We start from the raw sequence: 23,686 nt of genomic DNA on the forward strand, positions 1-23,686 counted from the left end.
GTTTGACCATTCAACAATGAGCCCCTAGCTTGGCGGGCTCCATGCTCTCGCTTTCCAATATCAGCAAGGCGTTTGGCGGACGCAGCCTCTTTGAGGATGTGTCCCTCCAAATCAACATGGGCGACCGCATCGCGCTGGTCGGTCCCAACGGCGCCGGCAAATCCACCCTCTTTTCCATCATCCTACGCGCGTTGGAACCCGACTCCGGAGATGTTGCCATGGAACGGGGAACAACCCTCGGTTACCTGCCCCAGGAAACAGCCGCCACCTCGGACGAAACCGTACTGGAACTCGCCACAGCCATCACGCCCGAACACGCCGCCCTCCGCCGCACGTTAAACAGTTGCGAGACGCGCGGCGAAACGGACAGTGAGGCCTACCACGATGCCCAGGGAAAATACGCCGAGCTCGGCGGATACCAACTCGATCCCAAAGCCAAGCGCATCCTCAACGGCCTTGCGTTTCGCGAGACCGATTTCAACCGCGCCGCCCGCACGATGAGCGGCGGCTGGGTCATGCGCGCTTATCTGGCGCGCCTGCTGGTCATGGAACCGGACCTGCTCATGCTCGACGAGCCGACAAACCATCTCGACCTGGAGTCCCTCGGCTGGTTTCAGGATTACCTAACATCCTATCCCGGCGCCATTCTCATGATTTCGCACGACCGGGCCTTTCTGAATGAGCTGGTGGACAACATTCTCGAAATCCGCAACCACCGGGTCAACCGTTACCGCGGCAACTACGACGACTACCTCGTGCAGCGCGCCGCGCGGGAGGAACAACAGCTTTCCGCCTACAAAAACCAGCAGAAAGAGATCGAATCCCTACAGCGTTTTGCCGACCGTTTTCGGGCCAAGGCCAGCAAGGCATCGCAAGCCCAGAGCAAACTCAAGCAAATCGACCGCATGGAAAAAATCGAGGCGCCCGAGGCTGCCGACCGCCGCATCAAAATCAAGTTTCCGCAACCTCCCCGCAGCGGCCAGCGCGTGATCACGCTGGAAAACATCCATCACGCCTATGGCGACCTCGTTGTGTACCAGGGCATTCAATTCGAGGCGGAACGTGGCCAGCGCACCGTGCTCGTCGGCCCCAACGGCGCCGGCAAGTCCACCCTCCTGAAAATCCTGGGCGGCGTCCTGCCTGTGCAGGCGGGAGAGCGCAAACTCGGCCACAACGCGCATGTGGGTTACTACTCCCAGAACCGCGTCGATATGCTCAAACCCGCAAATACGGTATTGGGCGAAGTCATGGGAATCCCGAAGCCCGTCCCCGAACAAACGGCCCGCACCGTGCTGGGCTCGTTTCTTTTTCAAGGCGACGACGTCTTCAAAAAGGTCTCGGTTTTGTCAGGGGGGGAAAAGTCGCGCCTGGCCCTGGTCAAGCTGCTGCTCGATCCACCCAACCTGCTGTTGATGGACGAACCGACAACCCATCTGGATATGGCAAGCATCGACGCCCTCGTTGATGCCCTTCATCAATACCACGGCACTCTCGTTTTCATCAGCCATGACGTGTATTTCATCCGCGCGCTGGCAAAAACGGTTTTGCACATCCATTCGGGCAAGCTCACGCCGTATGCCGGCGATTACGATTATTATCTGGAAAAATCCAAAGCCACCTCGGAGCGCAGCGGATTGACTGCCGGTCTTGGATTATCCAACGCCCAGCCGCTGACCGATATTTCGGAAAGTCCTGCAAAACCCGCGATTTTCAAAACGCGCGAACAAAAAAAGCTGGAAGCGCAGGAACGCGAGGCGCGCTCAAAGGCCAGAAAACAGATCCAACTGGAAGTGGACCGGATCGAGAAGGAAATTCTCCGGCTTGAGGAGCGGGAAAAGGAAATCGCGGCAAAACTTGAAGACCCGCGGGCTTATGAACATGGCGGCGAAGCGCTGCAATTAAACCGCGAAATGCTGGCCGCCACTGAAGACCTGACGCGGCTCAATGGCGAATGGAACGAAGCCTTGCAGAAGTTGGAGGCCGTCAAGGCCGTGAGCGCAAAACCCGCAGACTGATCCACAAACTTTGGCTCGTAATCCTCCTCATTCTTCTTGACTTGCCTGCATAGTTAGCCTGCAATGCAGGCATGAAGAAAAAGCAGGATATCCAGTACACCATCCGCGATATCCCCCCGCGCACAGACTCCCGCCTCCGGGAGGTCGCCGCACTGGAAAACATCAGCCTCAACCAGGCCGCCTTGCGCAGCCTGGAACGCGGTCTCGGTTTGTCCGGCGAACCCATCACCTACCGGCGCCTGCGGCCTCTTGTTTCCAAATCCGCAGAGCTGGACCGTGCCGCCTGGAACAAAACCCTGTCCTCGATGGATGTGATTGACCCGGAAAAATGGAAATAAAACGGCTATGCACCTGATCATCGATTCCAACCGCTTTATCGATTTCTGTGCCGGCGAAGAAAGCGTCATTGCCACCCTGGAATCCGCGGCAACGATTTATATTCCGTTCATTGTGCTGGGAGAAATCCGCGCCGGGGGCTTGGTGACTCGCCGCGGCCAAAACCAGGTACGCACGTTGCAGGAACTTTTAAACCAGCCGGGGATACAGTCCCTGAACAGCACGGACACCACCTCCCACCATTACGCCACGCTCTACGCGCAACTGCGGAAAAACGGCACTCCGATTCCGACGAATGATCTCTGGATAGCCGCCCTAGCGGTGGAGCACGACCTCATCCTGTACTCCCGCGACAGCCACTTTAACCTCATCCCTTCCCTAGCCCGGCGGCAATGACTTACACTAATGAGATTATCGAAATGGATTGATGACCCGCACACCGCCGTAGTCTTGGCCGTGGCTGAGATCTTCGGAGATGAGTTCAGTGGCTCCTGAAGCACGCGCGGCAGCTATGATAAGAGCATCCCAAAGAGAGATTTTCCAGCGAACTTGCTCATTTACCGCGGCAAGGAGCAGGTCGAGTGTGTTGTCCACAACAGGCCATTGCGCATAATCGCGGAGGATCAGGCCTGCTTCGACGCGGGGAACTCCACGTTTCTCTAAATTGACGTGCATTTCTTGAAGAACCTGAACGCTGATGGCGGTTTCACCGGGGGACATCCAAGCCTGCTCGACAAGCCGAAGGGCAACCGCGCGCTTTACGGGCGCATCAATGTCGTAGGCGTAAAGCAGGATGTTGGTATCAAGAAATCTAGTGGCGCTCATGAACTAGGCTGCGGCTCAGAGGTTTCCCACCCAGACGAAGTCCCTTTCGCAATCTTACAAGAGCCGCTTGGCGCTCAGAAGATTCCACATCGGAGCGCATGACCCAATCCAGGCCGCCAATGACCAATTCCTTAAGAGTAGTCCGTCGCTGCGCAGCGAGCACTTTTGCTCGATGCAGGATTTCCTCGGGCAAATCGATGGTCGTTTTCATAGAAGCAATAGATACATAAATATGGCCATAAGTCAATCCATCGCGCTCTTCGGCTCTTCGAACGCCTGTTTCAACCGTTCCAGCGCAAGCAGCAGCGGCAGCTTGCCCTGCTCGACCAGCTTCAGCGTCTCGGGCCAGCGCCTCAATACCGACGGGTGCTGGTAAAACATCCGGTTAAGCTCCTCGCTGACCATGGCCCGCAACCATTCGCCGTTTTGGTGCCGCCTTTTTTCCTCCAAAAATCCAGAGCCGGCTGCCAGTTCCCGATACGATTCCACGGTTTCCCAGACTTCTCCGATTCCCGTACCTTCCATGGAAGACGTCAACAACACGGGAGGTTCCCAGCCCGGCGTGGTGGAGGTCAGCATGCGCGCCGCCATGCGCAGGTCCGACGCCGCCTGCTCGGCCCGCAAGCGGTTGTCGCCATCGGCCTTCGTCATCACAAGAATATCCGCCAGCTCCATGATGCCTTTTTTCATCCCCTGCAGTTCGTCGCCCGCACCGGCCAGCATCAACACCACAAAACAATCCACCATGGAATGAACCAGGGTCTCGCTCTGGCCCACGCCGACAGTTTCCACTAATACAATGTTATAACCCGCCGCCTCGCACAACAAAATGGTTTCGCGGCTCTTGCGGCCCACACCGCCCAGCGCGCCGCTCGAAGGCGACGGGCGGATAAAACTGTTGGCATGACGGGATAGATTTTCCATGCGGGTCTTGTCGCCCAAAATGCTGCCGCCGCTGACCGAACTGGTCGGGTCCACCGCCAGCACCGCGACGCGGTTGCCGGCTTCGCACAAGCGGGTACCCAAGGCTTCGATAAAGGTGCTCTTCCCAACTCCCGGCACTCCGGTGATGCCCACGCGGTTGGACTTTCCGGTATGCGGCAAAATCCCCGACACAACTTCCTGCGCCAACCTGGAATGCCGCGGGCTGTTGCTTTCGATCAGCGTGATGGCGCGCGCGAGAAGCGTGCGGTCCCCTTGCAGGACTCCCTTCACGTAGTCTTCCGCAGTAAGCGCTGGGGCGGATGTGGTCATGATGTTGGCTTGGGCGTCCCGCCCAAGGCTCGGTTGCGTCATATTATTGGCATTTTCATCAACTCACCGCAAGAACTGCCCTGCACTTAGGCAAAGGCCTTGGGCGAGACGCCCAAGCTACGCAAGCGCCGCCGCGCTCAACCGCTCATTGAGCAACTGCAAAATCTTTTCCGCCGAATTCGGAATGACGGTTCCGGGGCCAAAAATGGCGCTGGCGCCATGCTGATACAGGAAATCATAGTCCTGGCTCGGAATCACCCCGCCGCAAACGACCAGAATATCCCCGCGCCCGAGCTTTTTCAGTTCCGCAATGAGCTGGGGCAACAGTGTCTTGTGCCCTGCTGCCAAGGAGCTCATGGAAACGACATGCACGTCGTTTTCAACGGCCTGGCGGGCGGCTTCCTCCGGGGTCTGAAACAAAGGACCGATATCCACATCAAAACCCAAATCGGCAAAGGCAGTGGCCACAACCTTTGCGCCGCGGTCATGCCCGTCCTGGCCCATCTTGGCAATCATGATGCGCGGGCGCCGGCCTTCATGTTCCTCAAACTCGCGGGTCAAACTCCGGACCTTTTCGAATTCTTCCTTCTTTCCGAATTCCTTTTGATAAACGCCCGAAATCGAGCGGATGACCGCCTTGTGGCGTCCGTAAACTTTTTCCATAGCGTCGGAGATTTCCCCAAGCGAAGCGCGCGCCTGGGCGGCTTTGATTGTAAGATCCAGCAAGTTGCCTTCCACCTCTCCGGATGCGGCCCGGGTAATGGCTTCCAGCGCAGCCCGCGTCCTGGCCTCGTCGCGGGTTACCCGAAGCTGTTGCAAGCGCTTGACCTGCGATTCGCGCACGGCTGTGTTGTCAATGTTGAGAATCTCCAGGTGGTCTTCCTTGTCCATGCGGTATTTGTTCACACCCACAATGGTTTCGGCGCCGCTGTCGATCCTCGCCTGGCGGCGGGCCGACACTTCCTCAATCCGCATCTTGGGCAGGCCGGTTTCGATCGCCTTGGCCATGCCGCCGAGGCGTTCAACTTCCTGGATATGGCTCCAGGCACGGCGCATGAGCATGTCGGTCAGGGCTTCCACATAATAGGAACCGCCCCACGGATCCACCACGCGGCAGATGCCGGTTTCTTCCTGGAGATACAACTGTGTGTTGCGCGCAATCCGCGCGGAAAAGTCTGTCGGCAGGGCAATGGCTTCGTCCAGCGCGTTGGTGTGGAGCGATTGGGTATGGCCCATCGCGGCGGCCATGGCCTCAACGCAGGTCCGGGCGACATTGTTGAACGGGTCCTGCGCGGTCAAACTCCAGCCTGAAGTCTGCGAATGGGTGCGCAGGGCCATCGATTTGGGATTCTTGGGGTTGAACTGCTTGACCAGTTTGGCCCAGAGCATCCGCGCGGCGCGCATCTTCGCCACTTCCATGAAATAATTTTTGCCCTGAGCCCAGAAGAAGCTCAGTCGCGGCGCAAACGCATCGATATCGATCCCCGCCTTGACGCCGGCGCGCAGGTATTCCAGTCCATCCGCCAGCGTGTAGGCCATCTCAAGATCCGCCGAGGCCCCGGCTTCCTGCATGTGGTAGCCGGAGATCGAAATCGAATTGAACTTGGGCATGTGTTTCGAGGTGAAGGAAAAAATGTCCGCGATGATGCGCATCGAAGGTTCGGGCGGATAGATGTAGGTGTTCCGCACCATGTATTCCTTCAAAATATCGTTCTGGATCGTCCCGGCCAGTTCCTCCAGCTTCGCCCCCTGCTCCAGCGCCGCACAAATGTAAAACGCCAGGATCGGGATCACCGCGCCATTCATCGTCATGGAAACGGAAATTTTGTTCAGCGGAATTCCGGCAAACAGGATTTCCATGTCGAGGATCGAGTCAATGGCAACGCCCGCCTTGCCGACATCGCCGATCACCCGGGGATGGTCCGAATCATAGCCGCGATGCGTGGCGAGGTCGAAGGCAACCGAAAGGCCCTTCTGCCCGGCAGCAAGATTGCGGCGGTAAAATGCGTTGGACTCCTCGGCAGTCGAAAATCCTGCGTATTGGCGCACGGTCCAGGGCTGCGCGGTGTACATGGTGGCATAGGGGCCGCGCAGGAAGGGCGCAATACCGGCTGTGAAACCCAGATGTTCGAGCCCCTTGTAATCGTCGGCTGTGTACAAGGGCTTGACCCGGACGCCTTCCATCGTGTCCCAGATCAGGTCATCCAACTTTTTGCCGGTTTCTTTCTCAAGTCGCTTGCGCCAATCCTCATAGGAAACCGGCTTCGATTCTGCTTTGAACGACAGGGTTGAAAAATCAGGGGGTTTCTTCATACGGATGCTCCTATTTTGTTCAGGAGAGACTTCAGAGTTTCAAAATTGTTGGCCCGGACATTGACGAAGCCATCCACGCCGGCCTCTTTCCATGCCGCTTCGTTGTCGCCCGCAGCGCCGGCCACCAACACCGTCAGGCCGGTACCGGCTCGTTTGAGTTGTTGGGCCAGGGCGGGAACCACTCCGGCATATTGCTCATCCGTCGAGCAAATGACCGCAATTTGCGCGCCGCTTTCGGCACAGGCCGCCGCCGCTTCTTCAGCGGTCTTGAAGTCGCGATTGGACGCGACGGAAAATCCGCCCACCTGGAAAAATGCCGTTGTCCAGTCCGCCCGAAGCCTGTAGGTGCGCGACGGGCCGATATTGCACTGGAACACCAGGGCTTCGCGCCCGTTTTGCGCGCGGAATTTTTCCGCTGCCTCGCGCAATTTTTCATAGCCCTGGGAAACGCGCTGCGTCCGCAGCGGGGTGATGTATAATTTAGGGCGGTCTTTGTCGGCATGGCGCAGCGAGCGCGTCATTTCGCCGAGACTGGCGCCCAGTAAACCCGCTTGGATCATTTCCGGTATCAACTCTTTCCCTTGAACGGAGGAAAGCCGCGAAAGGCTTTCCATCACCGCCGTGTCAGCATCGACTTCGGCGCAAATGCGGTAGGACAACAGCTCATTGGCCCGTTTGCTGCGAATGGCGGCATAATCGGGTATCCTCTTTCCGGGCGACTGTTCCTTGGGGTTGGGATAATTGTTCGTGCCGACCAGCACTTCCTTGCGCTGGCCCAAGGCCTTGATTTTTGCCTGCGCGATGGCGTCCACCTGTTTTTGAAGCCAGCCGCTTTCCATCGAGGCAACAATACCACCCTCCTTTTCGATGTCCTGGAAAAAGGCCCATGCTTTTTCCGCAATGGCATTTGTCAACCACTCGACATACCAGGAACCTCCGGCCGGATCAATCACCCGAGCCAGTTCGCATTCCTCCTGGAGCACAACCTGGGTGTTGCGGGCCACGCGCCGTGAAAACTCATCGGGCACACTGAAAACCTCGTCATAAGGGCCGACATGCAGGCTCTGGCAACCCGCCAGAACGGCGGAAAAGGCCTCGGTTGTGGCGCGTAGCATATTGACATGCGAATCCACGGAAGTTTTGTTCCACAATGACGTGCGGGCATGAATCTTCATCGGAGCGAGGGAGGAATCGACCTTGTATGCCTCAAGAACACGGGCCCAAAGCAGCCTCGCCGCGCGCAGCTTTGCGATTTCCATGAAAAAGTTGCCGCCCACCGAAAAGGAAAAGCGCGTCCGCCGGGCTGTTTGCAAAACGGGAACATTTTTTTGCTGAAGCGCGTTCAAGTAGGCTGTTCCGGTGGCCAGGGCATAGCCCAACTCCTGGACCGCACTGCCGCCGGCGTCATGAATCACGCCAGCCTGGACGGAAACCGACTGCAAGGCCGAACCCTGCTCATTCAAATAATCCGCCAGCAGGGCCATTTCCTCATAGGCTTGTTCGAGGGAAACCGGCAGTTTCCCGGCCCGAAGCAAAATCCCGATGGGATCCATCTCGATGCAGCCGGTCAATTTTTTGGCATCCAATCCGGCCTTTCTAACATATCCAAGCAGCAGCGTCGCCAGCGGAAGCCCGGAGATGCCTGCTCGCAGGTAAAGGGAAACACAGTCCAGGTAGATGTCGCGAAATACGGTTTCAAAATCCCGCAACATCGCCAGCGAAGTGCCACAGGCCCCCACTTCTCCAATTTGCGCGGTATCCGGGTCCGAGCCGCTGGCTGTGGCGATGTCCACCAGCAAATTGATTTCACTTTGCCCTCGCATCAAATCCTGCCGGATGGCGGCGTTGAATTCCTCGGGGGCGCCACAGGGAAGTTCCTGCGAAATTTTCCATGGCTCGGCATGATAACCCGCGGCCAGCGCTCCCCTGCTAAAATTCGGAAACCCCGGCTTTTCGTTCAAATGCGGCAGCCCCTCGACATCGGAAGCGTTGTAGATCGGCTTCAAGGTGATGCCTTCATGAGTCGGGGTCAGCAGTTTCTTGTCAAACGGCGCGCCTTTCAACAATTTTTCCGCCTCCACCTTCCATTGATCGTAGGTGGCGGGGGAAAATTCCTTCAACAGCGGTTCTTTTACAGGTGCGGCACTCATGAAATTGTTTCCGGTTAAACGGCTTCGACCGTCACTTCATGTTTCTTCCCGTTGATTTCCAGGCGATAACGCGCAGCGCCGGCGGGCAAGGCTGCCTTTGGCGCGGGGGCTGCGGCAGTGCCGGCGCTCCCATTCTGGGCCGGGCCCGGTTTGTAAAACTTTGTGACTTCCTGCGGGAACATGGCGTAGAGCACCGCGTTTTCATCGTTCACCGGCAGGCCTTTTTCCGCCAGTTCCTTGCGAAGTGATTCCATGCGTGGCTGCAACAAATCCGCAGGCCGTTGTTCAACCGCTTTCTGGCCGGTTTTTTTAATGACATCTTCCAGCAATTGCGTATCCACGGGGCCCGGAGTGCGTCCGTATTTGCCCAGCACTACGTCCATTGAGGGCTGCGAAATCATTTTCCAGCGGCCAAACTTGACGTTCATCATCGCCTGGGTGCCGACGATTTGCGAGGTCGGCGTGACCAGGGGAATCCAGCCGAGCGCTTCGCGCACCACCGGAATCTCGCGCAACACGTCCTCCATGCGCCCGTCCATGCCCTGTTCCTTGAGCTGGTTGCGGAAGTTGCTGAGCATGCCGCCGGGAACTTGATAGGCAAGCGTGTCCGTATCGACACGTTCGTTGGCCGGGCTGGTGAACTTGCCCAGCTCCTTGTAAACCACCTCAAAATGCTCGCGCATCTTTTGCAATTGCGCCTTGTCAAAATGCTTCGGGCAGCGCGGATGTCCTTCCAGAATCGACAACATCCGGACGGTATCCGGCTGTGATGTGCCGTTTGCAAACGGGACAATCGATGTCTCGATGGTGTCCACCCCGGCCTCGACGGCCGCGTAATAGCTGACGGCTCCAAGCCCCGCCGTGTCATGGCAGTGAAGAACAATGGGAACGGAAACTTTTTCCTTGAGACTGCGGACCAAATCGTACGCCACTTTGGGCTGAAGAATGCCGGCCATATCCTTGATGCCGATTGATTTGCAGCCCATTTTTTCGAGTCCAACCCCTAGCCGGACAAAGGCATCAACCGTATGAACCGGGCTCGTTGTGTAGCATATTTCTCCACGCGGATGAGCGCCGTATTTCAGAACCGCTTTGACCGCAGTCTCCAGGTTCCGAATGTCGTTGAGTGCGTCAAACACCCGCAAAACATCCTGTCCGGCCTCGATTGTGCAACGCACAAACGCCTCCACCACGTCGTCCGGAAAACTGGTGTATTGGACAATGTTCTGCCCGCGCAGCAACATGATCTGAGGGGTCTTTGGCGCGGCTTTCTTCAGGGCGCGGAGGCGGTCAAAGGGATTTTCATTCAGGTAACGGAGGCAGGAATCGATAACCGCCCCTCCCCAGGTTTCCAGACCGGCAAAACCCATTTCATCGAGTTCGGGCGCAACAGGCAGCATTTGAGCGGTGCTCATGCGGGTGGCGGCCAGGGACTGGTGTCCATCGCGAAGCACCGTGTTATTGAAGAGAACAGTTTTGGAAATCATGAGTACATCATAATCACTCCACGTAATACTCGTCAATCTTTTATATCAGCTTTTCTAATGTTTAAAGGGCTATTAGAGCGATTCCCTTATCTCTGTAAAGCCTCACGCCATCGAGTTTGAGATAGTGAGATAGAGTAGGAGTAGGGTCAAGAGTAAGAGTAAGGTTGAGCAATCTTATTCGATCTCCATCTCTTTAGACCCCGCCCATGCCCAAATGCAGCATGGTCTCCAAAATCACGGCCAAAAAGTGTATCTCCAGCAGCGCCTGCCGCTTTTCCAGATCCTGCACCTTGTCCCAAGGCTGATCCATCTCATGTTCCCCAATGCCGTGCAACGCCGCCTGATAAATGCGGTGGTCGTTCAACACCACCATGAACGTCTCGCTCTGCTCCAGCGGAATTTGGAGAACCACCGGCTCTTCCGCGCCGGCTTCCTGCAAAAATTGAAGGCAGGTCCGGCACAAAGCGGCATTGCCGCTGCGAAACACCCGCAATTCTTCCACCCACAGTTCCACATCCTCCGCATCTTCAGGTTTTTCCCCAACCCCGGGCGGGTACCACGCGGCCGCTACCCTCGGGTCCATATCCCCGGGTTTCTGCGAATAATTTGTTATAATTTTTGACAGGATCTGCGCCAGGAAAGCGCGGTCCGGCGCAAACAGGACAAAGGAAAAGGACTTGTCGTCGCGGCTGATTTGCATCAGGCGTCTTTCCGTATGCCGGCCTTCAAACCGTATTGCTGGAGCTGGCGGCAATACAACTCGGCCTTTTCACGCGTCTCGCGCGCGACACAACTCTTGCCCTGATGATGGACTTCCAGCATGTGGCGGCGCGCGGTTTCGGCGGTAAAGCCGAGTACTTTTCGAAACACATGGACCACATAGCTCATCAGGTTGACCGGATCGTTCCAGACAATCACCAGCCACCCCTTTTCAAAGGCTTCCTGAAGCTCGGATTTTGCGGCCTTTCGGGTTTCAGGGGCTTCGACCCCGGACAATGCCGGTTTCCCGCGCGACATGTAAACGATTTCAGATTCCACTTGCATGGAGGAACGCCGCGCATGGCGCGCCAAAGACTATCGGATGATGGACTGCTCGCCCGAGAACTCTGAATCCACCTGCAACGGCTCAATATGGGCCGCAGCATCACTGGCGGTCTTCAGGGCGACATTAAGCGTGGCGGCAGCCTGTTGGGTGTAAAAACGCACCAGCCCAATGTTTGTTTTTTCGCCAAAAACCGTCAGCAGCAGGCAGTCAAAATGCAGGGACGTCATGAGGATGCTGATGGACGCCCCTTCGTGATACAAGGCGGTGAACTCATCTTCCCCGAGCCGTTTGGCCAATTCGCGGGTGGCCGCAAAAGAACCCGCGGCCAATGCGCTCAAGATGCTGACATCCAGGGCGCCAATCTTGCCGTACTCGGCGAAAAGGTTGCCCCCGCGGTCCACGAGGGCGGCCCACTGCGCCTCGGCCTTGTTTAAAAAATCCTTCAAATGGCCCTCAATGGCCATTTGATCTTCGACTGACAGCATTCCTATACCGGGCATGACGAACCTCGTTGTGCGGCTTGCAGTTTCACGATGCGGTTTGCGGCTTGGCGGATCCTGCCGATTTGGAGTATTTCGACAACAACAGGCGCGCCACTCCGTTCAAAGTCTCCAATACACCCTGACCGTTCTTGGCCGATGCCTCAAAGCACAGTACCCGGTTGGCGCGGTTGTTAAACGTATATTCCAGATAGTGTTGCGGGGCCGGGTTTTCAAGATCCCGCTTGTTGTATTGGAGCACATAGGGAATCTGCGCAAGGCTGAGATGATTTTCGATCAGATTTTCCTGAAGATTGGCGAAAGACTCCACATTCTCCTCCATCTTGTCCCAGTGAGAATCCACCACAAAGACAATCCCGTCAACGCCCTTCAAGACCAACTGGCGCGTGGTGTTGTAAACGGGCTGGCCGGGCACGGTGTAAAGCTGGAACCGGGTGTCGAAACCGGGCAAGGTTTGCGTATTCAAGCTCAGGAAGTCGAAAAACAGAGTGCGATCCGCATCCGTCGCCAGCGAAACCAGTTCGCCCTTTTGCGTGCTCTGGATACCGCCGTGCAAATTCACCAGATTCGTCGTCTTGCCGCACAGGGCGCAGCCATAATAGACGATCTTCAGTTGAATTTCGCGTTTTGAGTAGTTGATGAAAGCCATAGTCTCTGTTTTGACCGGTTTTAAACTGTTTTTTTGCTGGTGGCAATTTCCTTCAAAACCTGACGGATGATCTTGCTGTACCATGGCGGAACATTCGCCTCCCGGTGAAGCAGGATAAAGTAAACATCGTCATACCGGTAAATAAAGGTGCTGGCCCCGCCCGCAGGCACATGAACCTCCTCCGCCTCCGCCATGCCGAGGTCGGTAAAAAGCTCATTCACGCGCGCCAGGATCTTGGGCGCAAACGCGGAGAGCGACTGGGCAAATCCCCTGTCCTCAGTTTCGGAAGTGATCGGCAGGCCGTCTTTTCCTGCAATGATGCAACCCAACACACCCGGCCAGCGGCGGATCTGGCCGACCACATCCTTCAGTTTGATATCCTCATGCAGCGGAACCCCCAGCAAATTATTAACAGTCGGGGAAAGGCTGATAAAATGCAGGCGCTGGGTACGGCTGGCTTCCTTCTTGATGGAGGAAGATGCACTATGCGCCGGCTGGGGTATTGCGGGAAAAATAGGCAGGGCAGGCGTCATCTTGCCCTCTGGCACCGGGGGAGCTGATTCAGCCTCCCACAGACGGGGCTGCATGACTTTTACGAAACCCTGGCCTTGGGATTTCGCCGGTTCATTTAAAAATGGCACGGGCACGGGCCGCGTTGGCATGCTCAGGGCGCTTTCCAGAGGGGGCAACTTGCCGGCCAGCGTCCCCTTGGGAGGCGGAATCGTCGCTTCCCGGCCTTCAATGCCGGAAATTCCAGTTTCCTCAACCCGGACAGGAAACTGCAGGGTTTTTCCGCTCAAGTCAAAGGCGGGGACTGGAGGCTCTAATGATGGGCTAGGAATCGCGGGCGCTTCCTCGGGTTGCACGCGGACGGCGGCTTCCTGTTCCGCCTGAGCATTCAACTCCGCCAATGCATTGGCCCAGTCAATCTCCCCTGTGGTCGGCGCGACAGCCGTGGCAGGCGCTTCCTGAGTTGCTGGAGTCGGCCCGGAATCATAAACTTCTTCCTGCGGAGGTTCAACGGACGCGGCGATCTCTTCAATGGACGGCTCCGGCGCGGGCTCTGCAGCACCCAATGCCTCCCTTTCCAGCTCTGCCTCGGCCGCTGCAAGAATCGCAGGATCATATTGGAGTTCAGACTCTGGCTCAACAGATGCAGCAGGTTCAACAAGTGCAGGGGGTGGGACGCTGGGTTCCGGGACGATTTCCAAAGCAGGTGCCGTAACAGGTTCCGGGACGATTTCCGGCACATTCATCAACTCCGGCTCCTGGGAAATAGGATCTGCCGCCACTGGTTCCGGCTCCAGCTCCACCGGAGTTTCGGGTGCGGGTGCAAAATCGGTTGCTGCTGCTTCCGGTTCAGGTTCAGGCCGGTTTAAGCCCAGCATTTCCGGTGAAAACGGATCCGCCATGCTCAGAACGCTCGAATCAACCGGACGCTGGTCTCCGCGCAAAATCATGGAGTCCGCCGGAATCCGGCTGGCTATCTGGTAAAGAGGCAGGGTGAATGAAGCCAGCGCTTCATCTCCCAATACTTCGGCAGGCTGGACAAATCCCTCGGGTATGTAGGGCACTATCTCCTGCACAGTAAATTCGACCTTCCCCGACGGCAAGGCGGGCAGAATAAGCGCCAACGGAAGGCCAACCTCCACGCCGGATTCCGGATGTGCCAGCAATTCGGCAAGCGGCGCCGTCAAATATTGGGCGGGTATCGCCTGAAGTATGATGGAAAACGGGACATAGACATGGCCCTGAATTTGCTGGGGAACCGGCGTCGCGGGCTCAAAAACGGAAGGCTGCCGCACACCTGGAAGTTGGATTTTTTGCACACCCTGTCCTGGAGCACCTGAATTGGGTTGAATTGCCTTCAACGACAGCCGCTGGGTTACTTTTTTCCGGTTTGTCACAGGGAATGGCTTCGATGTGCGCTGTTCCGAAACAGAGGGAACCTGCGCGATAGGCGTCTGGGGATGACTTTGCGAAGCAGGTACTTCAAGCCCCTTTTTACCGAAAAATCCTAAAAAATTTGCCGCCATAGTAATTCGGCCTTAAAATAACAATTACCTGAGGTTGCCTGATCTTACATTCAAAGCAATAAAAAGTTGGAATTCATTGATTATAAATAATTGAGGGAACGCAACCTTTCTGATACGATTGGAAACTTTTATTCACCCAGACCCATGAAATTAGTTGAGCTTCTCCATCTTTGCCTGATCGCCGCGCGCACGGGAACCGTGACGTACCGCAATGACAATAACAAAGGCCAAATCTATCTGCGGGAGGGACAAATCAAACATGCGGAATACAAGGAGCTGACCGGTGAAGAAGCCCTGTATGCCATGCTCGAAACGGAGTCCGGGGATGCGGATTACACCAGTGTGACGGTCCCACCCCGCGTCAGTATCGCAAAGCCTTGCGCCCATGTCCTGATGGAAGCGGCACGACGGGCCGATGAAAAAAGCAAAACCACCCTTCTCTCCTACCCCCCGCCTTCCAATCCAAGCTCCAATAATTTCAAACCCTTGCCATTGCTGATCTACCACATCGCCAACGAACAAAGAAGCTACACGCTCAAACCTGAGACTACACGCGCGGGGCGTCTGTCCGAGAACGACCTGCCGCTGGATCATGAGTCGGTCTCTTCACACCATTGCTCCTTTGAGATCGATTCATCCGGCACTGTCATGTTATCCGATCTCGGCTCGCTCAACGGCACCTATGTCAACGGCAAACGCATCCAGACACCTGTTCAGCTTCGTGAAGGAGATACCATCCACGTGGGCCCGATCCCGATGCGGCTTGTTTTCCAGAAAACCAATTGAAATCCCTCCACTTGAAAACCCAATACGCTGAAGCCATCTCCGCCCTGAACCACTCGGAGTCCGTACTGCTCCTCAGCCATCTTCGCCCCGACGGGGATGCCTACGGCAGTTGCCTGGGTCTTGGCTTAAGCCTGTCAGCCGCGGGGAAAGATGTTTTGATTTTCAACCAGGATGGCCTGAATACGCTTTATACCTTTTTGCCATTCTCGGAACGCATTCTCCGAACCCCCACGGAAAATCCGCCCGTCGGCCTTTTGCTGGCCCTTGACACTTCCACTAAAGAGCGGCTCGGCGCCGCATGCCTGTCGTGGAATCGTGAAGTGGACTGGAATATCGACCACCACGAAGGCAATACGCGCTACGGGCTAAACCAGCTCGTCATTCCGAATGAGCCGGCAACATCAGCCATTTTGACAGACCTGATACTTGAAGCAGGCTGGCCGATGCCTCCGGAAGCAGCCTCGGCTCTTTACGTCGGTATCATGACGGATACCGGTTGTTTTCGCCACCGGGGCACAAGCGCCCACACGTTCGAGCAGGCGGCACTCCTCATATCACACGGAGCCGATCCTGCTTATCTTGCCCAGCAATGCTACCAAACCACCAGCCTGGCCAGGTTCCGCCTTCAGCAAATGGCAACTTCCAGTTTGCAACTGGAGCAAAATGGCCTCCTGGCCTTCATCACGTTGCTGCCGGAACAATTTGCCCAATGCAACGCGCTTCCGGAGGATACCGAAGGCTTGGTGGAAATGCCGCTCGCCGTTCGGGACGTCCAGGTTTCCGCCCTCTTCGAACACCGGGAAGACGGGAGCCTCAAAGTCAGCCTGCGCTCCAAGGGCAAAGTCAATGTCAACGCGCTTGCCGGAGAATTCGGAGGCGGAGGACATCCCGCCGCGGCCGGCATCAATTTCAAGAAAGACGGCTTAAAAAACCGGGAACTCGTGCTCACCCGGTTGCGCCAAGCCGTACATAACCCGGATGCCTCACCTGCTTCTGAAAAACCCTGCGGAGTGTCTTGCCAAAAGATCTTGTGAAAATACGACAGCTCTCCATCCGGGTTAAAGGCAAAGCCGCTTGGCTGGGATTTTTTTGAATTAGAACTTCTTTATTTTGATGCGGCTTTGCCACACCATAGGATACCCCTCCAATCATGACCACCTTATCCAACCAACCTGACGGCCTGTTGCTGGTCGATAAACCCAAGGGCTGCACTTCGCACGACGTCGTGGATTTTGTCCGCAAGCACTTCCGGCTGAAAAAGGTCGGCCATTGCGGCACCCTCGATCCCATGGCGACAGGCCTGCTCATGCTTGTCATCGGCCGGGCCACCAAAGTGCAAGATCTGCTGATGACGGAAGACAAGGAATATTCGGGAACGCTCAAATTGGGGGAAAGCACAGACACCCAGGACGCTGAAGGCGCGGTCATCTCGAGCCAGCCGGCGCCCGAGCTTACGGAACAGCAGATTGATCTGGCCTTCAGCAAATTCAAAGGCGATTTTTACCAGACGCCGCCCATGGTATCCGCGCTGAAAAAAGACGGCGTCCCCCTCTACAAACTGGCGCGCCAGGGCAAAACCGTGGAACGCGAACCCCGGCTTGTGCATGTTTATTCCTATCAAATTACCGGAGTTAACATTCCCCGGATTGATTTTGTACTGAGATGCAGCAAGGGGTTTTATGTGCGGACCTACTGCCATGACATCGGCACAGAATTGGGCTGCGGCGGGCATCTTTCCAGGCTGGTACGCATCCGTTCCGGAAATTTCTCTTTGGACCAGGCCGTGACGTTCTCCGAACTGGAAAATATGAAGTCATTGGGTGATCTCGGCTCCCGTCTCCTGAGCCTTGCCGATATCTCACGCATTCGGAGGCAATAAAAACAGAGGAAATTTCGCGCCAAGTACGCCAAGACCGCAAAGAATTCATGGAATAAATTGCCTCTTTTAACCAAAAAATGTATTGAGTTTTCCGTGGCGTGCTTTGCGCCCTTTGCGCGAGATTCCAATCCGTAGCTTTTTTATCCTCATGAATGTCTTTGAATCTTTGTATGAAGCCCGCAGCCACGGCGGCATACAGGCATTGGCGCTGGGGTTTTTTGACGGCCTGCATCTTGGACATCAACGCGTAATTAAAAACGCAGCGTTGGACCAGCCGCCCGAATCCTCATGCGTTCTGACGTTCCGTGTGCATCCCCAATCCGTTTTGTTTCCGGAAAAGGCGCCGCCTTTGCTCATGGGGCTGCCTCACAAATTAAAGGCGCTCGAGGAGGCGGGCGTCCACAATGTCCTGGCCCTGCCCTTCGATGAAAGGACCATCCATACCCCCGCCGAAGACTTTTTGGAAGCGCTGGAAACCTCTTTCCCCGGCCTAAAACGAATTGCCGTCGGCCCGAATTGGCGCTTCGGTTACAAGCGGCTCGGCGATATTCCCCTGCTCCGGCAATGGTGTGATACACGCAGAAACAAAATTGAACTGCTCCTGGCCGAGCCTGCCCGCCATGCCGGTGCCATCATCAGCAGCAGCCGGATTCGCGCCAGTGTACTCAACGGCAATCTGGCTGAGGCCTCTGAAATGCTGGGTCGGCCCTATGGATTGTTCGGAACCGTAACCCGCGGAAAGGGCCTTGGCAAGCAACTTGGGTTTCCGACCCTAAATCTGGAGACACAGGACCAGTGCTTCCCCCCATCCGGCGTTTATTTCGGGGTTGTACAACTGCAGCCGTCTGAAAACCTTCCGGCAGCGATCAACATCGGGATCAAACCCACAATCGGGAGCGGAGGTCCGCCGCAGGCTGAAGCCCATATCCTGGATTTTAACGCAAATCTCTATGGAAAATCGGTCCTGGTTTGTCCGCTTCAATTCCAGCGCGCGGAGAAAAAATTCGATTCATTGGACGCCTTAAAGCTGCAGGTCCAACAGGATTTGGCCGCGGCCAGAGCCTGGGTCTGCAGATGAACCACGAAGGCTCGAAGACACGAACCGGAAGAGTGGAGGGTTGAGCTTGTCTTAACCCAAACAAATGGGACGCGACAAGCGTGTCCCTCCATTTGTCTTTTACCGCACACACTCTGTGTGCTCTGTGGCTGAAACCTGTCGAGTTCTCTAACTCTTCGCGGGATTTTTGAGGCCCGCGGTCTGGTTGAACGGCTCACCGTCAGGTCGCAGGATGCGCACTGTGACAAAGATCAGCATGTTCTTTTTGATCGCCTGTTCCGCCTTGCTGCGGAAGAGCCGGCCAAACAGCGGGATGTCGCCAAGAATGGGTACCTTGTCGTTTACAGTCGAAATATCCTCCCGGATCAATCCCCCCAACACCATGGTATAGCCGTCCTGGATTTCCATCTGCGCATTTTCCACCGTGCGGGTTGAAAACACCGGCTGATTGATGACGTTGTTGTTAATAAGAGCGCCATGGCTTACACCAAGGCTGTCTGTAATGGGATCTACTGCATGCGCCTGGCCGTCAACGGTGCTGAACATGGGCGAGCCATAATTGATAAAGCCGTCAAACTCCGTGACATCCGGCTTGATGACCAGATAAACCCGCTGGTGGTCCGGGGTCACACGAGGCTGCACTGTCAGCACGACACCGACATTCCGGCTCTCAAATTGAGTGGGCCAAGCGGGAATAACAATGGGCGCAGTAGGTGTCGTTCCTATAACGGTTAGATTGCCATTCGTGTTGGAAGAGACAATATTCACAGGCTGTACTTTTGGAGCGTCAAATTCCGTTGGGTAATAAAATTCACGGGCTATGGTGATTTTGCCCTGCGCACCGTCGTTCACCACGATCGTTGGGGCTGTCAACAAATCCGTACTTTGCTTTTGACTGAGCGCATCCAACAAGGCGGCAAACTGGGTCCCGCTCAACCTGCCGCTGATGCCAAAACGATTGGGATTTGAAACGACCGACCCGGGATTGTTTGCAAGCACCGACGCGGATTCATTGCTTGATAAAAAGGCGGAAATTCCATCGGTTGGCTTGATGGCCGTGGAACCCTGCAAATTGGTTCCCAAAGCGCCAATGCCGACAGCGTAGTTCTGGCCGGGGATGAAAAAGGCATTGGCCAGATTCCAATTAAATGCCAATGAATCCAAATCGGTTTGGTTGACTTCCAGCAGCTTGGCCTGCACGCTCACAATCAGGGTTTCACCCTGGTTCTCCGTCACCAGTTCCTCAATCAAATCAATCTGGTCCTGGGTATTGCGAACCGTCAGAATGCCCGTCGCCCGGCTGTAAATGGCGGTCGCTCCTTCTGAAAACTGCACTCCGCGCGCTTCCAAAGCCTTGCGCACCTGGTCTCCAGCCCCCGCCGCCCCCGCCGTGTCACTGTCCACTGTCGTTACTGCCACACGCCGCCGTCCACCGCCGGCGTTGGCATCCGTGTTGTCTCCCCCCTCGGAGTTTTCCGTATCAAAAAAAGTCGCCCGCACGGGGAACTCGCGGGTCACCAGGGTTTCATTGCGGTCACTCAACGGGACAATAAAAACGGCAAATTCCTCCAGGCGATACCGCACTCCTGCCAGGTTCGTGATATACCGCAACACCTCGCCCACCGGCACATTGCTCAATTTCAGGGAAAAGGTCTTTCCCTGCTGTTTAACCTGCTCGTTGCGGATCAGGAAATTGATTCCAGTACCTTCGGGATCCACCAGGCGGGACTGGTCCGTCAAAAAACGCACGGCATCCTCGATCGTCGCATCGTTGAAATCCACCTGTTTTATCACCAGCGTGCGCAGCTTTTGATCCAGCCGGAATTCGTTCTTTTTGGTGATCGGCACCGTATTGGCTGTCTGTACCGAACCCAGATTCTTGTCGATCTGGAACCGTTCCGTCCATTGGTCGCGAGTCTGGGTCTTTCGCTCTTGATTACTGGACTTCCTGGCAATCTCCATGGCGGCAGCCATCTTGTCCTGAAGCTTTTGAATTTCCCGGGCTGCCACTTTGTTGTAGGGATCAATGGCCAGCGCCTGCTCAAAAGCCTTTTCTGCTGCCGCATATTGCCCTGTGGCCATCAAATCCTCGCCGGATTTGATGTCGTCCTGAACTTGGTTCAGGTTCGAAATAAATTTCCGGTCTATCGCCGGATTCGCCGGTTTATCCTCTCCCGATTTGATTCCAAGAACCTCATTGCTGTCGCTTATGATCTTGGACGCCTCGGCATTCTTCGGATTTTCGCTCAGGGCCAGGCTGGCGGCATCTCGGGCGCCAAAATAATCCTTGTTTTTAAATGCCTCGGCTGCCTTGGCTGAATCCAGTTCTGAAAGAATCTGGCTGGCTTTCGCATACACGGGGGCACCCTCGCCCGAATTCGGCAAATCCTTGGTGACCTCGGCCACTTTCTCACGGGCTTCATCCATTTTACCGACTGCGATCAGATTTTGCGCCTCATCCAACTTCTTTGTCGCGGCCAGGAGCAGTTCCTGCCGCCGGATGGTTTCACGCTGCAAAATCTCGCGGGACATGTCGCTGGGGGCATCCTGGGCTTGCAACACGCCTGTGCCTGGTAAGAACAGAAAACCGCCACTGAGCAAAACCGCGGCGGCGAGCGTCTTTACAAACAGGTATTTTCTAAAAATCGGCATCCAACTTTTCATTTTGTCTCCCCCGAACCCGGCAGCGACGACACTTCCATGGTTTCCTTTTCACCTTCTGTCAGGTACTCCGGTGAGCCATCCGCCCGGATCATGCGGGCTGTGATAAACATGACCAGATTCCGTTTCACCGTCTGGCTGACCTTGCTCCGGAACAAGCGGCCCAGCAATGGAACGTCGCCTAAAACCGGAACCTTGTCTTCGATCTCCTTGTTATCCGAACGGATAAACCCGCCCATCACCACCGTCTGGCCATCAATCACCTGGAGTTTGGTCTCCACCGAGCGCAACGAAAACACCGGCGTCAAAGCCGTGCCCGTGGCCACGGTTACAATGGGAGGAGGCCCACTCGGAGTAAAAAAGAAGAATAAAAAACCGAAAGGATCCGTGATTTCAGAAATGGTTCCATTTACCCCCAAAGTCGTGGCATCGCCTCCATAATTGATAAATCCCTGGAACTCCGTCACATCCGGTTTAAGCTCCAGGTCAATCCGGCGGTCTGCCGTGGCGTTTGCCTTCACATCCAGGGTGACCCCGACATCCCGCGAAACAAAGTTGGTGGGATTCGACGGTATCACGGTGGTGGTACCCAGACTGACGTTGTTGTTGCCGCCGCCGCCAGTGCTTTGAGGTATCTGCGGCGCTTCCCATTCCGTGGGATAACGAAATTCACGAACCACGCGTATTTTTGTTTTTTGGCCGCTGACCACCGTCACCTTTGGAGCAGACATCAAATCAGCACCCAACTTGCTTTCCAACGCCGAAATCAGGAGCTGGGCCTGCGAACCGGCCAAGATACCCGTCACACTGATCAAATTCGGGCTTCGGGTATTCTGCAGGCCAAGTAGCGCGTCCAAGCTGTTCGGGGAAGTAATCAACTCATCCGTCGAATCCCGGAGGGCAGTGGCGCCACCGATGCTTGATCCAATCTGGCCCGCCCCAAAGTTGGGAGTGCGGCCGTTCCCGATCGCTCCTATGCCCCCTGTCCCCGTAGCCGCACCTGTTATATTTGGGATGGTAATCGGCGATTTAAACGTGGCATTCACACGAAAATTCGACGCGAAGTCCTTGAGTTTGTCTTCTGTAAATTCGATGAATTTGGCTTCGACTTCGACCTGACTCACTGCATTGGCCTCCTTCCCCACCAACTGTTCGATCAGGTTCAACTGGTCCAGCGTGTTGCGCGCCACAAGCTTCGCCGTTTTGGGCAGATAGGCCGCGCTGGCCCCGTTGGCAAACTTGACGCCCCGCTCTTCCAATGCCTTTTTCACATCCACCGTCACAACATTCACCGTCGCATTGTTCAAAGCACCGACCGTTGTGGTATCGGTTTTCAGAGTCTGCGGGAAAAACGTGGGTGGAACCGAGTAGCTCTTCACCACCATCACATCGCTGGTTTCCGTGTTGGGGAAAAAGTACACGGCGTATTCCTCAACCTTGAATTTGTAGGTGGTGAGTTCCGGAATATAACCCAGAATTTTCAACAGCGAAAGATTGCGCAAATTGAGGGAAAGGCTGTGGATGGATGGAGGCGGTGCGGGAGCTTCCGCAGCGGCAGCCCCCCCTGGAGCAGCAGCAGGCGCCGGGTTGTTCAGAGCCGTCGGCTCGCCTTTCAACACAAAATTCACACCCTCGCCCTTGGGATCAATCACCTTGCTTTGCTCCTGCAAATAGCGCAGCACATCGGCCACATCGGCATCCGTGAAGTTACATTCCGGTATGATGATCTTTTCCAGCTTGTCATACATCTTGGACACGTCCGAGGAGGTCGCCTCCGAGACAGATGTGCCCGTGAGATCCGTTCTCTGGGGCCTCGGTTGGGTCGCCCATTCCGCATCAACCTGTTGCAACATCTTGGTCTTGCGCTCTTCGCGGCGGATCGAAGCCACTTGGTATTTTATGTTTTCGGTCTTCTCAATCCGCTGACGGGCCTGGTTGTTATAAGGATCAATCAGTAAAACTTCCTTGTACCGGCCGATGGCGCGGTTGTACTGGCCCGTCTCGTAAAAACTGTCGCCCTCAAATATCAATTTCTGAATATTGGCCACTTTGTCCTGCAGTTCCGGAGTGGCGGCCGTGTTGCCGGGATATTTTTCCGCCACACTCTGGCTCTGCTCCTTCACTTGCGCATAGGCGGACTTATATGAAGCGTTATCAGGATCATAACTCAAGGCCTCTTCCCATAACTGGCGCGCCTGGGCATAGTCCTTTTTCGCCGCAGCCTGCCTCGCCTGTTCTGCGCTGACGATTGCAAGTCCCTTGCGGGCTTTGAAATACAACCCGGACATCGGCCCATCCGGGCTCGTTTGCTTGTAAACCTGTTCGTAGCGTGGACGGGCGGCCGTGATTTCTCCCGCAGCCACAAGCCGGTCGGCTTCTTCCAGTTGTTTGTTGAACAGCATGGTCCCTTCCAGGCGTTTGACTGTCTCTTCCTGCACCAAAGGATTAGCTTCCGCATCCGACGGCGCAGCAGCTTCCTGCTTTGGCACTGCCGGTGCGGCAGATGTTTCAACCACTGGCGCGGTAGGAGCGGGAGCGGCAGGTGTAGCATCCTGGGCTGCTCCAGACGACTCAAACGAAAGAATTGCCGCCAAAGAAACGGCAAGCCAAAACGGCTGGTTATAAAAATCTGATTTCATGGAGCTTCTTTCTACTTTTTTATGTATATTGCAGTAAAATATAAGGTCAAGCGT

General features: G+C 55.8%; 19 protein-coding genes. 7 read left to right on the plus strand and 12 right to left on the minus strand.

Annotated features, from left to right (window positions below):
- The first annotated feature begins 41 nt into the window (after positions 1 to 41).
- The 3 genes from PHD76_08450 (at position 42) to PHD76_08460 (ending at position 2,747) form a co-directional block, all read left to right on the plus strand.
- Complete coding sequence (locus PHD76_08450) at positions 42 to 2,015, plus strand: ABC-F family ATP-binding cassette domain-containing protein (protein ID MDD5261863.1); 1,974 nt, start codon at positions 42 to 44, stop codon at positions 2,013 to 2,015.
- Between the two features lie 71 nt (positions 2,016 to 2,086).
- Positions 2,087 to 2,353: a hypothetical protein gene (locus tag PHD76_08455; protein MDD5261864.1), complete on the plus strand. Its 267-nt coding sequence runs from the start codon at positions 2,087 to 2,089 to the stop codon at positions 2,351 to 2,353.
- Between the two features lie 7 nt (positions 2,354 to 2,360).
- Positions 2,361 to 2,747, plus strand: coding sequence for a type II toxin-antitoxin system VapC family toxin (locus PHD76_08460; protein ID MDD5261865.1), 387 nt, complete (start codon positions 2,361 to 2,363; stop codon positions 2,745 to 2,747).
- A gap of 15 nt (positions 2,748 to 2,762) precedes the next feature.
- Here PHD76_08460 and PHD76_08465 read toward each other — a convergent pair whose 3' ends face one another.
- The 10 genes from PHD76_08465 to PHD76_08510 form a co-directional block, all read right to left on the minus strand.
- Positions 2,763 to 3,176, minus strand: coding sequence for a PIN domain-containing protein (locus tag PHD76_08465; GenBank protein MDD5261866.1), 414 nt, complete (start codon positions 3,174 to 3,176; stop codon positions 2,763 to 2,765).
- A 243-nt stretch (positions 3,177 to 3,419) separates the two neighbouring features.
- Entirely contained in the window at positions 3,420 to 4,472 is a 1,053-nt protein-coding gene (meaB, locus tag PHD76_08470) for a methylmalonyl Co-A mutase-associated GTPase MeaB (GenBank protein MDD5261867.1), read from the minus strand.
- A 75-nt stretch (positions 4,473 to 4,547) separates the two neighbouring features.
- Positions 4,548 to 6,743 carry a methylmalonyl-CoA mutase gene (scpA, locus tag PHD76_08475; protein ID MDD5261868.1) on the minus strand — a complete coding sequence of 732 codons (2,196 nt, stop codon included), beginning with the start codon at positions 6,741 to 6,743 and terminating at the stop codon, positions 4,548 to 4,550.
- Positions 6,740 to 8,893: a methylmalonyl-CoA mutase family protein gene (locus tag PHD76_08480; protein MDD5261869.1), complete on the minus strand. Its 2,154-nt coding sequence runs from the start codon at positions 8,891 to 8,893 to the stop codon at positions 6,740 to 6,742. The genes scpA and PHD76_08480 overlap by 4 nt, the downstream gene beginning before the upstream one ends.
- A 14-nt stretch (positions 8,894 to 8,907) precedes the next feature.
- On the minus strand, positions 8,908 to 10,380 hold the full coding sequence (locus PHD76_08485; protein MDD5261870.1) for a pyruvate carboxylase subunit B: 1,473 nt from the start codon (positions 10,378 to 10,380) through the stop codon (positions 8,908 to 8,910).
- Positions 10,381 to 10,573: 193 nt separating this feature from the next.
- A complete protein-coding gene (locus PHD76_08490; protein ID MDD5261871.1) occupies positions 10,574 to 11,080 on the minus strand; it encodes a hypothetical protein in 507 nt (168 codons plus the stop codon).
- A complete protein-coding gene (clpS, locus tag PHD76_08495; GenBank protein ID MDD5261872.1) occupies positions 11,080 to 11,424 on the minus strand; it encodes an ATP-dependent Clp protease adapter ClpS in 345 nt (114 codons plus the stop codon). The genes PHD76_08490 and clpS overlap by 1 nt, the downstream gene beginning before the upstream one ends.
- 30 nt (positions 11,425 to 11,454) lie before the next feature.
- A complete protein-coding gene (locus tag PHD76_08500; GenBank protein ID MDD5261873.1) occupies positions 11,455 to 11,925 on the minus strand; it encodes a roadblock/LC7 domain-containing protein in 471 nt (156 codons plus the stop codon).
- Positions 11,926 to 11,953: 28 nt separating this feature from the next.
- The gene (locus PHD76_08505; GenBank protein MDD5261874.1) at positions 11,954 to 12,574 is read right to left on the minus strand and encodes a GTPase domain-containing protein; all 621 of its coding nucleotides are present in this window, start codon (positions 12,572 to 12,574) and stop codon (positions 11,954 to 11,956) included.
- Between the two features lie 20 nt (positions 12,575 to 12,594).
- On the minus strand, positions 12,595 to 14,481 hold the full coding sequence (locus tag PHD76_08510) for a hypothetical protein (GenBank protein ID MDD5261875.1): 1,887 nt from the start codon (positions 14,479 to 14,481) through the stop codon (positions 12,595 to 12,597).
- A gap of 273 nt (positions 14,482 to 14,754) precedes the next feature.
- Between PHD76_08510 and PHD76_08515 the strand changes: the two genes are divergently transcribed.
- The 4 genes from PHD76_08515 (at position 14,755) to PHD76_08530 (ending at position 18,353) form a co-directional block, all read left to right on the plus strand.
- Positions 14,755 to 15,396, plus strand: a complete 642-nt coding sequence (locus tag PHD76_08515) for an FHA domain-containing protein (GenBank protein ID MDD5261876.1) — start codon at positions 14,755 to 14,757, stop codon at positions 15,394 to 15,396.
- 11 nt (positions 15,397 to 15,407) lie between these two features.
- On the plus strand, positions 15,408 to 16,430 hold the full coding sequence (locus PHD76_08520) for a bifunctional oligoribonuclease/PAP phosphatase NrnA (protein ID MDD5261877.1): 1,023 nt from the start codon (positions 15,408 to 15,410) through the stop codon (positions 16,428 to 16,430).
- Between the two features lie 116 nt (positions 16,431 to 16,546).
- Complete coding sequence (truB, locus tag PHD76_08525; protein ID MDD5261878.1) at positions 16,547 to 17,275, plus strand: tRNA pseudouridine(55) synthase TruB; 729 nt, start codon at positions 16,547 to 16,549, stop codon at positions 17,273 to 17,275.
- A 148-nt stretch (positions 17,276 to 17,423) separates the two neighbouring features.
- Positions 17,424 to 18,353 carry a bifunctional riboflavin kinase/FAD synthetase gene (locus PHD76_08530; GenBank protein MDD5261879.1) on the plus strand — a complete coding sequence of 310 codons (930 nt, stop codon included), beginning with the start codon at positions 17,424 to 17,426 and terminating at the stop codon, positions 18,351 to 18,353.
- A gap of 147 nt (positions 18,354 to 18,500) precedes the next feature.
- On the opposite strand, the gene PHD76_08535 is transcribed toward PHD76_08530, so the two are convergent.
- A complete protein-coding gene (locus tag PHD76_08535) occupies positions 18,501 to 20,984 on the minus strand; it encodes a hypothetical protein (GenBank protein ID MDD5261880.1) in 2,484 nt (827 codons plus the stop codon).
- Between the two features lie 8 nt (positions 20,985 to 20,992).
- The gene (locus PHD76_08540) at positions 20,993 to 23,632 is read right to left on the minus strand and encodes a hypothetical protein (protein ID MDD5261881.1); all 2,640 of its coding nucleotides are present in this window, start codon (positions 23,630 to 23,632) and stop codon (positions 20,993 to 20,995) included.
- Between the last annotated feature and the right edge of the window lie 54 nt (positions 23,633 to 23,686).

The organism is Candidatus Methylacidiphilales bacterium, from assembly GCA_028713655.1.
Taxonomy (GTDB): domain Bacteria; phylum Verrucomicrobiota; class Verrucomicrobiia; order Methylacidiphilales; family JAAUTS01; genus JAQTNW01.